General features: G+C 56.0%; 12 protein-coding genes. 7 read left to right on the top strand and 5 right to left on the bottom strand.

What is annotated here, in order from left to right; all coding sequences use genetic code 11:
• Nucleotides 1–10: 10 nt before the first annotated feature.
• Nucleotides 11–802, bottom strand: a complete 792-nt coding sequence (locus tag RHP47_RS10485) for a proteasome-type protease (RefSeq protein WP_190278070.1) — start codon at nucleotides 800–802, stop codon at nucleotides 11–13.
• 138 nt (nucleotides 803–940) lie between these two features.
• On the opposite strand from RHP47_RS10485, the gene RHP47_RS10480 reads away from it, so the two are divergent.
• The 3 genes from RHP47_RS10480 to RHP47_RS10470 are packed head-to-tail and all read left to right on the top strand — an operon-like array spanning nucleotide 941 to nucleotide 3,346.
• On the top strand, nucleotides 941–2,554 hold the full coding sequence (locus tag RHP47_RS10480; protein ID WP_310840432.1) for a cation:proton antiporter: 1,614 nt from the start codon (nucleotides 941–943) through the stop codon (nucleotides 2,552–2,554).
• Nucleotides 2,551–2,982 carry a fluoride efflux transporter CrcB gene (gene crcB, locus RHP47_RS10475; RefSeq protein ID WP_310840431.1) on the top strand — a complete coding sequence of 144 codons (432 nt, stop codon included), beginning with the start codon at nucleotides 2,551–2,553 and terminating at the stop codon, nucleotides 2,980–2,982. The genes RHP47_RS10480 and crcB overlap by 4 nt, the downstream gene beginning before the upstream one ends.
• Nucleotides 2,969–3,346 carry a CrcB family protein gene (locus tag RHP47_RS10470; RefSeq protein WP_310840430.1) on the top strand — a complete coding sequence of 126 codons (378 nt, stop codon included), beginning with the start codon at nucleotides 2,969–2,971 and terminating at the stop codon, nucleotides 3,344–3,346. The genes crcB and RHP47_RS10470 overlap by 14 nt, the downstream gene beginning before the upstream one ends.
• An 8-nt stretch (nucleotides 3,347–3,354) precedes the next feature.
• Here RHP47_RS10470 and acnB read toward each other — a convergent pair whose 3' ends face one another.
• The 3 genes from acnB to pheS form a co-directional block, all read right to left on the bottom strand.
• Nucleotides 3,355–5,961, bottom strand: a complete 2,607-nt coding sequence (acnB, locus tag RHP47_RS10465; RefSeq protein WP_310840429.1) for a bifunctional aconitate hydratase 2/2-methylisocitrate dehydratase — start codon at nucleotides 5,959–5,961, stop codon at nucleotides 3,355–3,357.
• 114 nt (nucleotides 5,962–6,075) lie between these two features.
• The gene (locus RHP47_RS10460; RefSeq protein WP_310840428.1) at nucleotides 6,076–6,711 is read right to left on the bottom strand and encodes a ParA family protein; all 636 of its coding nucleotides are present in this window, start codon (nucleotides 6,709–6,711) and stop codon (nucleotides 6,076–6,078) included.
• Between the two features lie 12 nt (nucleotides 6,712–6,723).
• Complete coding sequence (gene pheS, locus RHP47_RS10455; RefSeq protein ID WP_310840427.1) at nucleotides 6,724–7,734, bottom strand: phenylalanine--tRNA ligase subunit alpha; 1,011 nt, start codon at nucleotides 7,732–7,734, stop codon at nucleotides 6,724–6,726.
• Nucleotides 7,735–7,859: 125 nt separating this feature from the next.
• Here pheS and RHP47_RS10450 point away from each other — a divergent pair, with 125 nt between their 5' ends.
• Nucleotides 7,860–9,224, top strand: coding sequence for a CPBP family intramembrane glutamic endopeptidase (locus RHP47_RS10450; protein WP_310840425.1), 1,365 nt, complete (start codon nucleotides 7,860–7,862; stop codon nucleotides 9,222–9,224).
• Here the strand turns inward: RHP47_RS10450 and RHP47_RS10445 are convergent.
• Nucleotides 9,221–9,736, bottom strand: a complete 516-nt coding sequence (locus RHP47_RS10445) for a L,D-transpeptidase (RefSeq protein ID WP_310840423.1) — start codon at nucleotides 9,734–9,736, stop codon at nucleotides 9,221–9,223. The genes RHP47_RS10450 and RHP47_RS10445 overlap by 4 nt on opposite strands.
• Nucleotides 9,737–9,823: 87 nt before the next feature.
• Here RHP47_RS10445 and RHP47_RS10440 point away from each other — a divergent pair, with 87 nt between their 5' ends.
• From RHP47_RS10440 to RHP47_RS10430, 3 genes are all read left to right on the top strand, one after another.
• Nucleotides 9,824–10,465 (top strand): cofactor assembly of complex C subunit B, encoded by a 642-nt coding sequence (locus tag RHP47_RS10440; RefSeq protein WP_310840421.1) that lies wholly within the window; start codon nucleotides 9,824–9,826, stop codon nucleotides 10,463–10,465.
• Nucleotides 10,466–10,528: 63 nt separating this feature from the next.
• Nucleotides 10,529–11,545 carry an oxygen-dependent coproporphyrinogen oxidase gene (gene hemF, locus RHP47_RS10435; RefSeq protein WP_149820640.1) on the top strand — a complete coding sequence of 339 codons (1,017 nt, stop codon included), beginning with the start codon at nucleotides 10,529–10,531 and terminating at the stop codon, nucleotides 11,543–11,545.
• Nucleotides 11,546–12,877, top strand: coding sequence for a cytochrome c biogenesis protein (locus RHP47_RS10430; protein WP_310840420.1), 1,332 nt, complete (start codon nucleotides 11,546–11,548; stop codon nucleotides 12,875–12,877).
• Nucleotides 12,878–12,901 lie beyond the last annotated feature (24 nt).

The following is a 12,901-nucleotide window of genomic DNA, read 5'->3' as shown; positions in this document are numbered from 1 at the left end:
TTGGCTTTTTCTAATCTGCAACAAGGGTTTCCGGTGTTGGTAGCACCATTGAGGACGTGGGGGAGGGTTGACGCCGATTCCATTCAATGTCGGGCATTTCCTCAAAAGCCCGCCGCAGGGAGGCCTCCCAGAACTGCCGCACCTTCGACAAAAAAGGATCACCCAAGACAAATTCGGCGCGGTGACAGATCTGAAAGCTATCGGTGCGGTACATGATCAGGTCAAGGGGGGGGCCGACGGAGATATTGGATTTCATCGTTGAATCAAGGGAGAGCAGTGCATACTTTGCCGCCGCATCTACCGGCGTATCGAAGCGCAACGTGCGGTCTAAAATCGGCTTGCCATATTTTGTTTCACCAATTTGAAGAAAGGGAGTTTCGGGGGTCGCTTGCAGAAAGTTGCCCTGACTGTAGATCAGGTAGAGGTAGGGTTCCTCGCCACGAATTTGCCCCCCCACCAGAAATGTGCATTGGTAGTCAATGTTATCTTTGGCCAACCAAGGGCGATGACTATCGGTGACCTCCCGCAGCTTACCACCGACATAGCGGGCTACCTCGTACATATTGGGCAGTGAGTTGAGACTGTGCTCCAACTGACCCTTGAGATCACGGCGAATGAGCGTGAGCACTTCCTGAGTAATTGAAAGGTTACCAGCGGTACAAATGACAATCACCCGCTCCCCCGGCACCGAAAAATCAAAGAGTTTCTGATAGGTGGAAATATAATCCACCCCCGCATTGGTGCGAGAGTCTGCCGCCATCACCAGACCCGACGTGGTGAGAATTCCCAAGCAATATGTCATTTTGCCTATGCTCCGCCAATAACCAAGCACTATAGAGCATATAAGGAATTTGCAGCGATCGCTAGGGACGCTGGGCATTGGAAATTGACCTGATCATCCGATAGGGTAGGGTTCGGTGTCACAGCGAAGTTTGCAGCAATGTCAGCCATTCTAGAAACCCTTGCCCTGATTCTCCTGCTGGGATTCTTTGCGGGTCAGTTGGCACGGCGACTAGGGGCACCGGCCTTGATCGGCATGATTCTCGTGGGGATTGTCCTCGGGCCTGCGGCCTTGAATCTGTTGCAAACCAATGTCCTAACGGCAGCCCCCACCTTCCGGGCCGTGGCGGTGATGGTGATTTTGATGAAGGCGGGGCTGGGCTTGGATCGCCAGAAGTTGGCACAACAGGGCACGGTGGCGCTACGCCTCGGTGTATTACCCGCACTGTGTGAAATGGTCGTTGTGGCTGGGGTGGCGATGCTGCTACTGGGATTTGATGTGCGCCAAGGGCTATTGTTGGGGGCGATCGTGGCACCGGAGTCCCCGGCTGTCATTGTGCCGGGCATGCTACGGCTAAAAAGTTTGGGCTGGGGCGTGGACAAGGGGATTAGTGATGCAATTCTCTCGGGCAGTGCTATTTCCGATGTAGTCATACTGCTGCTGTTTAGTTTGCTGATGGGGGCTGAGCATGAGGGAGGATTCCTAGGGGCTTTGCCGCCCGCCTTGGGGGTGAGTGTGCAGGCACTCCTTGAAATTGGTGGTGGCTTGATCGTGGGCTATGGCTTGGCCTGGGCGCTGGTCTTTTTGTTGGTCAAGCAAAACTGGAGTCAAAATCGGGTGCAAACAACCCTCGTGGCAGCAGCAGTGGCCTTGGGAGCGGTGGGCTTGGCCGATCGCCTGCCCTTGTTTTCCGGCTACCTTGCGGTGATGAGTGCCGGCTTCTTCTTGATTGAGATGGATGCCCCCCTAGCGCGGCAATTGCGGGGAGGCTTTGATGTGCTGTGGCAGGTGGCAGAGATTTTTCTCTTTGTGCTGTTGGGTGCCAGTGTCCAGTTGGGGGTGTTGCAAAGTTCCCTCGGTGTGGGTTTGGTGATTTTAGCGGTGGGTACCTTGATTGGGCGGGGCATCGGTTGGTATCTTTCCACCCTAGGCAGTAATTGGACACTCTCCGAACGCCTCTTTTTGCTGCCGGGGAATTCCGCAAAGGCAACGGTGCAAGCGGCGATCGGTGCTTTACCCTTATCCGCTGGGGTGGCGGGGGGTGAAACGATGCTGGCGATCGCGGTTCTCTCGATCCTGATTACGGCTCCCTTGGGGGCATGGGCAATTCCCACGTTTGCGCCAAAACTCCTGCAAAAGGGCGAGGTGGATCCCACCAAAGTCCTGCTACAACCACGCGTAGTCCTCTTAGCACCGGTGGATGTTTCGAGTGTCACCCCCTACGTTCTCCAAAAGACGGCGGAATTAGCGCGGCGTGCTGATGCGGAAGTGATTGTGCTCCATGTGCAGGACGTACCTGATCCCAAGGCAGTGGCCACACTCGAAGCCCAAGTCAAGCAGTACCTCGCAGACATTCGCTATCGTTTCATTGTGACCGCTGGCCCGATTACCGAAGCCATTTTGGATACCGCTGCCCTGTACAACGTGACGGAAATCATTCTTGGCAAACATGGTCAAAAGGGTCTCAAGTGTGTTCTCATGGGGTCTGTGTGTCAGAGTATTCTTGAGACCTCAACTCGACCCGTGTTGATTGTGGAGGAGCCACGCTCGTGATCTCGATTCATCCTTGGTTGCGCCCTGCGTTGGCCGTTAGTCTTGGAGCCATCCCCGCTGCCTTGAGCCGCTTCTTACTAGAGGCCTATTTGGAACCCTATCTTACGGGTAATGTGCCCTTTGCTACGCTCGTCGTCAATGTCACGGGTTGCTTTCTGCTGGGGGTGATTGCTCCCCTTGCCTTTGCCCGCACGTTTGTACTGCATCCCGATTTGCGCTTGCTATTAACAACGGGGTTTATTGGTTCCTACACAACCTTTTCATCCTACGAGTTGGATAACGACAAGCTCTTGGGGATCACAGATGCGGCAGTCGAGGGTTTTTACTGGCTCGGCAGTACAGGGCTGGGATTATTAGCACTGGAGTTGGGCAGCCGCTTAGTGCTGCGGAGTCTAGCCCATTGGGAGAAGTGGGATGATCGCACCTGAGAGTGTATTGGCCATTGCCATTGGAGCGGTGCCCGGCGCTTTGACACGCTACTACGTCGGTTTATGGAGCGATCGCCGCTTTGGCACCCTTGTCTTCGGTACCCTGAGCGTGAATCTCATGGGTGCCTTTCTTATGGGCTTTTTGAGCCATGTTTTAGTCCGTTGGGGGGCACCGCTGTGGCTTAGCTATGGCATCACCGTCGGCTTTTTGGGGTCTTTGACCACCTTTTCTACGTTTATCCTGGAGGTATCGAACCTGCGTCGTGAAGGCTACCCCCGCATTGCGTGGCTGTACTGGCTGAGTACGCCTATCCTCGGGTTTCTCTGTGTGGAAGCCGGCATTGGCCTCTCCCATTGGATGTAGATCAACGGCTAGCCGCCAATACTAGCCAGTAGCTTCGCTTCCTCCTCCTTGGAAATGAGGCGACCTTGGTTTTCGTAGTCGGGAATTTGGTCAAAGTAGAGGTAGCGATAGAGATCTGCTGCAAAGGGATCAATTTTCCGCGTCACAATCTCTAGGTACTCCTCGCGGGTGGGAATGCGCCCCAGTAGGGCACAAACTGCTGCTAGCTCTGCAGAACCAAGATAGACCCGTGCCCCTTTGCCCATGCGGTTATTAAAGTTGCGGGTGGAGGTGGAGAAAACCGTGGTGTGATCAGCAACGCGGGCTTGGTTGCCCATGCACAGGGAGCAGCCTGGCATTTCCATGCGGGCACCAGCGGCAGCAAAAATGCTATAGTAGCCCTCTTCGCGCAACTGCTGCTCATCCATGCGGGTGGGGGGTGCAATCCAGAGGCGAACCTTCACCGCCCCCTCTCCTTCCAGTACCTTGGCAGCGGCACGGTAGTGGCCAATATTGGTCATACAGGAGCCAATAAAGACCTCCTGCACTGGATCGCCAGCACATTCGGAGAGGGTTTTGATATTGTCGGGGTCATTGGGGGCAGCCACAAGGGGTTCCTTGATTTGATCTAGATCCACCTCAATCACATCGGCATACTCGGCATCCGGATCGGCAGAGAGGAGACTGGGATTGGCCAGCCATGCCTCCATCTTTTTCACCCGCCGTAGAATCGTACGCGCATCGCCGTAGCCACGAGCCACCATATTTTTCAGGAGGGCTACATTGGAGCGCAGGTAGGTTGCCACCGTTTCTTCACTGAGTTTAATCGTGCACCCTGCGGCTGATCGCTCCGCTGTGGCATCGGTGAGTTCAAAGGCCTGCTCCAGTTGCAAGTGCGGCAGCCCCTCCATTTCCATGATCCGTCCGGAGAAAACATTCTTTTTATTCTCCTTGGCAACGGTGAGCTTACCCTGCTGAATGGCCACATAGGGAATGGCATTGACAATGTCCCGCAGCGTCACCCCCGGTTGCAACGCACCTTTGAAGCGCACGAGCACCGACTCCGGCATATCCAAAGGCATCACCCCCAAGGCCGCTGCAAAGGCGACCAAGCCAGAACCTGCTGGGAACGAAATGCCCAAGGGAAAACGGGTATGGGAATCGCCCCCCGTGCCCACGGTATCCGGCAGCAGCATGCGGTTGAGCCAAGAGTGAATAATGCCATCTCCCGGTCGTAGCGAGACGCCCCCTCGCGAGGTCATAAAGTCCGGCAGTTCTTTGTGGGTTTTGATGTCAACGGGCTTGGGATAAGCCGCCGTATGGCAGAAACTTTGCAAGACCAAATCCGCACCAAAGCCAAGGCAGGCCAGTTCCTTGAGTTCATCGCGGGTCATTGGGCCTGTCGTATCTTGGGAGCCAACCGTTGTCATGACCGGTTCACAGTAGGTGCCGGGGCGAACGCCAGGCAGACCACAGGCTTTACCGACAATCTTTTGCGCCAAGGTATAGCCCTTACTGCTCTCAACGGGGGGCTTGGGACGAGTAAAGAGGGGACTGGGTTCTTGGCCAAGGGCAGCCCGTGCTTTGTCGGTGAGGGTACGCCCAATGAGAAGGGGAATGCGCCCCCCCGCCCGCACTTCATCCAAGAGGGTCTCGGGTTTGAGGGTAAACACACTGATGACCTCCCCCGCTGCATTGGTGATTTCGCCGCGGTAGGGGTAGATCGTGATCACATCCCCCATATTCATTTGGGTAACATCGCACTCAATGGGCAGGGCGCCGGAGTCCTCCATGGTGTTGAAGAAAATGGGGGCAATTTTGCCACCGAGACAGACGCCCCCGGTGCGCTTATTGGGAACGTAGGGAATGTCGCGACCAATGTGCCAAATCACAGAGTTGGTGGCGGACTTGCGGGAGGAACCGGTGCCGACCACATCCCCCACATAGGCAAGGGGGTAGCCCTTTTGCTTCAGTTCGGCAATGATTTGCAGTGCCCCCGGCAAGCGACTTTCCAGCATCACCGTAGCGTGCAGCGGAATATCGGGGCGAGTGGTGGCATGGGGGGCAGGGGAAAGATCATCGGTGTTGGTTTCACCGGCGACCTTAAAAACGGTGACAGTAATGGCCTCCGGCAGCGGATCACGGCAGGTAAACCAATCTCCATTGGCCCAAGATTCCATCACCTGACGGGCATAGGTATTCCCTTGGTGCATCAGGTCTTGGACATCGTGAAAGGCGTCATAGACCAAGAGGGTATGACTGAGGGCAGTGGCCGCCGCACGGGCAAGTTCTGGGTTCTCATGGCGCAGCAGCTCAATGAGGGATTGAACGTTGTAGCCCCCCAGCATTGTCCCTAGGAGTTCCACCGCTGCCACGGGGGTGATGAGGGGACTGGTGAGTTCTCCTTTGGCGATCGCCGTCAAAAAGCCGGCTTTAATGTAGGCCGCTTCATCGACACCGGGGGGCACGCGATCGCGAATCAGGTGCAGTAGGTAGTCTTCTTCGCCCGCTGGGGGGTGTTGCAGGAGATCACAAACCGCCGAGGTTTCTGCCGCCGTCAGGGGCAAGGGGGGAATTCCCAAGGCAGCACGCTCTTGGGTTTGCTGACGGTATTGGCTGAGTACGGTTGTGTCCACGCGCTGTTGACCTCAATTTGGATTCAAGGAAAAACAAAATCATTTAGGTGCGGATCTAGATTTTAGAGTACAGATTCCCCTTTGGTGGTTTAGTTGCCTGCCATACCCTTGCCCCTATCGCCAGTCCCGTTGTAACTCTTCAGCAACGCGGCGGTAATCCGCTTGAGCTTCCTTCGCCTGCTTGCCCTTCCATTGGGTAATGGGAACCCCATCGAGAGCTGCCCGTTCATGGGCTTTGTAGGCGCGAATAAAAGAATGACAAGCCGCCACCCCCAACTGCAAGAGCGTATTTTGGGCTTCGAGGGCTTCATTGACACAGCGGGGGTCAACGCGGGTGAGCAGGACGCGGTGGGGAACTTTAGACGGTTGCACCACTTGCTTCACTGTTTCAATGAGGGCGGCAAGGTCAATGGGGGCGGGGGGGGTGGGCAGCACCAGATAGTCGGCGATCGGTACCACCGCTGCTAGGGCACTGGAAGCTAAGGCCGGCGGCGTATCGACAACAATCAAGTCATAGCCAGAGAGCTGGCGTACCCTGCTGAGGAGTTTGGGGTTAAGCTCCTGGGCGAGATCGAAGCCCATGGATTGGCCACTGCGCTGAAACCACCACGTCGCCGAGGCTTGGGGATCCGTATCCACCAACAACACCCTGTACTGCTCGGCATAGGTGGCTGCTAGGTTGATTGCCGTTGTGGTTTTACCAACGCCTCCCTTGCCATTGAGGACAGCCAGCAGACGGGGTTCAGCCAAGGCCCTATCCTCCTAAAACTGCCGCAGAAAGCGCAAATCGCTGGTGTAAAAGCGGCGAATATCATCAATTTGATGCAGCACCATGGCAAACCGCTCCACACCGAAGCCGGCAGCAAAGCCCGTGTAGACCTCTGGATCGTAGCCGACATTTTTGAGCACAGCAGGATCCACCATGCCACAGCCCATCACCTCTAGCCAGCGTCCCTGCCACTGCACATCCACCTCCGCCGAGGGTTCGGTAAAGGGGAAATAGCTGGCACGGAAACGAATGGGAACATCGCCAAAGAGTTCCGCCAGAAAGGTGGTGACCGTGCCTTTGAGGTCGGTAAAGGTCAGCCCCTCATCCACTGCCAAAATCTCAATCTGATGGAACACAGCCGCGTGGGTGGCATCCTCCGTATCCCGCCGGTAACAGCGGCCGGGAGCAACAATGCGAATGGGCGGATCATTGAGTTCCATGTAGCGAATCTGCACCGAGGAGGTGTGGGTGCGCAGCAGATTGCCATCGGGCAGGTAAAAGGTGTCCTGCATATCGCGCGCCGGGTGATCTGCAGGTGTATTCAGCGCCTCAAAGTTGTAGTAGTCAGTTTCCATTTCGGGGCCATTGGCAACGGTATAGCCGAGACCCACAAAAATATCGAGGATGCGGTCAATGGTGCTATTGAGGGGATGAATGTGCCCTTGGGGACGATAGACGCCCGGCAGGGTGACATCAAGGCTTTCAGCCGCCAGTTGGGCAGCAATTTTTTCGGCTTGCAGGGTTTCGCGGCGGGCTTCTAGTTCTTGGAGCAGTTTTTCCTTGAGGGTGTTGGCGAGGGTACCGATGGTGGGGCGATCGCTAGGGGGCAGTTTGCCCATAAGGGCGAGAATTTGTGAGAGTTCGCCTTTTTTGCCCAAGTAGGCAACGCGCAATTGCTCTAGGGTATCGAGGCTGCGGGCTGCAGCGATCGCCTGTAGGGCTTTGGCTTCTAAATCTTTAAGTTGTTGGCTGAGCCGATCACGATCAAGGGTGGGGGTCGTCATGGCAAAATGCAGTTGCGGGGTGCACAAATGGCAACAATTTCGGTCAAGATAAAGCATTCCCACCTGTCGGGAATAAGCCTTGATTATAACGCTATGCCCGCAGTTGCGATCGCGATGGTTCTCGAATGCCGATTCCTAACCTCACCAGCCAGCCTAAACATACGGTCAGTCAGTGGCTAGCCAGCGCACCCCAAGCCTTTCTCCGTTCACCTCGGTTTTCTGCGAACCGCGAGCAACAGATGGCGATCGCTGCCTGTGGGCTGTGGTTTTTGGCCCAACTTCTTTACCTGCACGATTTGTCTACAACCCCTTGGCCGTGGCTCGAAAGTCTGGTGGAGGCCGCCGCCGTCGTCATCATTGGTGGTTTCCCAGTGCTGTGGTGGGCAAGGGGCCAGCGGGATTTTAATAAGATGGCTCAACGGTGGCCGGGGCGGTTGCTCCTCAGTTTGGCACTGTACATTGCCATTGGCTTGATTCTCCCCCAAGCAGGCCGCTTTCCTTGGCAGCGGGTTCTCACCAATTTAATCTTTGCTGATCAGCCGTGGCTGAACTTGCTGATCTTTCTCGGAGGCGTCTGGGCCATGGTGCGCGTCCCTTTCCTCTTGCGGCAGCAAACCACACCGACACCAGTGTTGTGGGCTTGGATCAGTGGAGCAGCGCTTTATTTGTTGCTCAGCCACAGTGGGTTGATTTCGCCAGCCTTCCCCAAGGCGTACACGGAAGGATTCATCATTACCCCTATCTATCTGCTCCTATGTGCTTGGGGCGATTGGCAGCGGCGACACCCCCCACGGGCGACCCCCACGGGATTGGGACTACACGACCTTCCCCTAATTGCGGTCTCGCTTTTTAGCCTCTACTGGTTCTCGACCCCCTACTTTCGCTTTGGCCCTTTTGTGGCACTGCAACTGTTTATTTTGGTGATCATTTTTGGCAGGGGGCTGGGGCGATCGCACTTTGGCTATAGCTTTGAACCCCGCTGGCGCGATGCTCGTTTATTGGCGGCAATGTTCTTGGCAGCTTTGGTAACCATGGTGCCCTTGGGGAGTCTATTGGGCTTTTTGCCCTTGGCGAAATTTAACTTGACGCCTTCGCCTTTGGCGGTGTTTGTCTATGTCACCCTCTTTGCAATGCGGGTGGGCATTTTTGAGGAGGTGCTCTTTCGCAGTGGTTTGATGATTTTCGTGCGGGATCTGTGGCAGCACTATGGGGGCGATCGCCAGCGGCCGGTGGTCATTGCTTGGGGTGCCATTCTCATTTGTTCGCTGCTTTTTGGTATTCTCCATGTAGGCAATGAGCCGAATGCCGATATTCAACTGCCCCTCATGGTCTACCGAGCGGTGTATATCATCATGGCAACCTTGGCCTCCCTCTTTTACTGCCTCACCTTTGCCTGTACCCAGCGCCTCTGGGCGGGCGTTCTCCTGCATGGTCTGGTGGATGCGATCGCCGTCGTCTTTTTTGGCGCTGCCCTTGTTGCCCCTTTCTAGCGCACCACAATCACAGGCACACCCGGTTGCACTTTCTCAAAAAGCTCCTCAATGTCGCGGTTGTACATCCGCACGCAACCGTGGGAAACCGCATGACCAATGGAATCCGGATGGGGGGTACCGTGCAACCCAACCCAATTGGTGCCATCACTCCAAAAGCCAATCCAACGCCGCCCCAAGGGGTTGCGGGGATGTCCACCGGCAATCACTGCCCCGGTAAAGGGATTTTTCCAAGCGGGATCGCGAATCATCTCCCGCACTTGAAATTGACCTGTGGGGGTTTCCCACCCCGGACGACCCACGGCCACGGGATACCGGCGCAGGGGAGTTTGTCCTTGATAGAGGGTCAATTGGCGCCGTGATAGGCTGATTTCTAGGCGCAGGGGAGCGGTGACCGCCGGTGGAGGAGCAGTAGCAAGGGCAAAGGGGAGACGACCCCAAAGACTCAAACTCACCCAGCCAATAACCGCGATCGCGCGCTGGCCAGCTTTTAGGAAGCCTTGTGCTTTCATTCCGCAATTCACTCCTACCACTGTGAGATTGGCATTGGGGAATAATAGATAGCTACGTTGCTACTGAAAAATTTTTCAAAATTCTAGATGAATGACCAAGTTCTCCGCTATTTACCCCTTGCAACGGGGGTTTTGGGGGGCACACTTCTTCTCATCAATCGCCTCTTGACCCCCATGCTGACCCCTTCCCAAGCCCGTGCCGATGTCGTGGGAGTGATCCTTGCGGCGGTGCTCATTTTAACGACGCTGATTTGGCAGCGGGTGCAGCCCCGTCCTGCGGAAGCGGTGATCCTTGAAGGGGAAGAGGGATTTGAACTTGCCGATGATCTGGATGCTGCCCTGAAAACAGAGCTGGCTTGGCTGTCCTATACCTTGCTGAAGAATACGCCCACAAAGTCCATTGTCATCTGGCGGGCCGATCGCCCCCTCCTGCGCCGCGGTATTCTGGGGCCCAAACCAATGAGCGCCACGGGTGCCATTGTGCAGCGCGCCCTGCAAACCCAACGCCCCATCTATTTAGTGAATTTAGCCCTTTACCCCGGACGCATTGAATTTGACTATTTGCCCCCCAATACCCAAGGGGTGATCTGCCAACCGGTGGATACGCAAACGGTGATGATTCTCGGCACCAATGCCCCCCGCCGCTATACCAAACAGGATGAACAGTGGGTAGCTGCCCTTGCCGCCAAGCTCGCCCAAGTGCTGGCAGAACAGTACAATAAAGCCTAGACACGCTTTGCAGCGACTTTTTTTTGACACTGAAGACCGTTGATTAGGATTTCGATATTTACTATGACTGTTGCCACTTCTGCTACCCCTGCTGTGCCCAGCGACTCGCGTCAACGGGCAGCGACTTTTTTGAAAGACCTCCAGGATCAGATTTGTCAGGCCCTAGAGGCAGCCGATGGCGGTGCCCAGTTTCAAGAGGACAGTTGGCAACGTCCCGAAGGGGGCGGTGGTCGCTCGCGGGTGATGAAAAATGGCCAGCTTCTGGAGCAGGGGGGCGTTAATTTCTCAGAGGTGTGGGGGGAGCAATTGCCGCCCTCAATCTTGGCGCAGCGGCCGGAGGCGGCGGGGCATGGCTTCTATGCCACGGGTACCTCCATGGTGCTCCATCCCCGCAATCCCTATGTGCCAACGGTGCATTTGAACTACCGCTACTTTGAAGCAGGTCCTGTGTGGTGGTTTGGCGGTGGCGCAGATTTGACCCCCTACTACCCCTTTGCTGAGGATGCGAAACACTTCCATCAGGTGCATAAGGCTGCCTGCGATCGCCACCACAGCGAGTACTACCCCGTGTTCAAACGCTGGTGTGATGAATACTTCTACCTCAAGCATCGCGGCGAAACCCGTGGCGTGGGCGGCATTTTCTTTGACTACCAAGATGGCAGCGATCGCGAGCTTTACCGCGGCCCTGATCCCCATGGCGAAGCTGCTCGCTACAGTCAAAAGGTCGGTTCCATTGGCAGTCGCTCCTGGGAAGACCTGTTTGCCTTTATTCAAAGCTGTGGCCAAGCCTTTCTAGAAGCCTACCTACCAATTGTGGAACGGCGGCGTCACCTCGAGTATGGCGATCGCGAGCGGCAATTTCAGCTCTATCGGCGCGGGCGCTATGTGGAATTCAACCTCGTCTATGACCGCGGCACCATCTTCGGCCTGCAAACCAATGGCCGCACCGAGTCTATTTTGATGTCCTTACCCCCCCTTGTGCGCTGGGAATATGGCTATACCCCGGAACCCAACAGCCGCGAAGCGGAACTGTACACCACCTTTCTCAAGCCCCAAGACTGGGTGAATTGGCCAAGCTAAATGAGGATCAGTGCCCCTGTGTTGCGCCGTGTGCTTGCCCTCCTAGGTGATCTGCGCCTAGCAATTCTCCTGTTGCTGGTGATTGCGATCGCCAGTATTGCCGGCACCGTGATTGAGCAGGGGCAATCCCTCAGCTTCTATCAGGCCAATTATCCCGAAGACCCTGCCCTGTTTGGTTTTCTCAGTTGGCGGGTGCTGCTGGCCCTAGGGCTAGATCATGTCTATCGCACCCCTTGGTATCTCACTCTGTTGGTGCTCTTTGGGGCGAGTTTAACGGCCTGTACCTTCACTCGGCAGGTGCCTGCCCTCACCACGGCCCAACGCTGGCAGTACTACTCCCAACCGCGTCAATTCACCAAGCTGGCCCTGAGCACCACGATTCCCCAAGGCTCCCTCAAGGACTTAGCCACTGCCCTAGGTGCAAAGGGCTACCGCGTCTGGCAAACCGATAATCAACTCTATGCCCGCAAAGGCATTGTTGGTCGCATGGGCCCGATTGTGGTTCATGCCAGTATGATTCTGATTTTGCTGGGGGGGATTTTGGGGGCGCTAACGGGCTTTATGGCGCAGGAACTGATTCCCAGTGGTGAAACCTTTCATCTTCAGCACATTGTGCAGGCGGGGCCACTGGCGCGCATCCCCCAACACTGGTCGGTCAGGGTAAATCGCTTTTGGATTGATTACACTGATGCGGGGGAGATTGATCAGTTCTACTCAGACCTTTCGATACTGGATGCGCAAGGCCAAGAGGTGAAGCGGGGCACAATCCATGTCAACCAGCCCCTGAAGTATGGCGGGGTCACCCTCTATCAGGCGGACTGGAGTATTGCCGCCATTCGCTTTCGCCTGAACAACAGTCCCGTGCTGCAACTGCCCATGGCCCAGCTAGACACAGAAGGCAAAGGTCGTCTTTGGGGCACATGGCTGCCCACGAAACCGGATCTCTCGGAGGGGATTTCCCTGATTGCGCGGGATCTCCAAGGCACGGTGCTCATCTACAGCCCCAAGGGCGAGTTTCTCACCAGCTTGCGCACCGGCATGAGTACAGAAATCAATGGGGTCAGGCTGACATTGGTTGAACTGGTGGGCAGTACAGGGCTACAAATGAAAGCCGATCCGGGGATTCCCCTGTTTTATGCGGGCTTTGCCCTGTTGATGGCGGGGGTGATCATGAGCTATGTGTCCCACTCCCAGGTGTGGGGGCTGCAGGAAAACGATCTCCTCTATGTAGGTGGCCGCACCAATCGGGCGCAGTTGGCCTTTGAGCAGGAATTGGTGGCGATCGCCCGTCAATTGGCACCCCAAAGCCAAACCACAGAAGTGGAAGTTTAGCCCCTTGACTCTCTAGTTGACTGG

Source organism: Thermosynechococcus sp. QKsg1 (assembly GCF_031586415.1).
Taxonomy (GTDB): domain Bacteria; phylum Cyanobacteriota; class Cyanobacteriia; order Thermosynechococcales; family Thermosynechococcaceae; genus Thermosynechococcus.
Note: the sequence above shows the minus strand (reverse complement) of the source record. Positions and strands in the feature narration are given on the sequence as shown.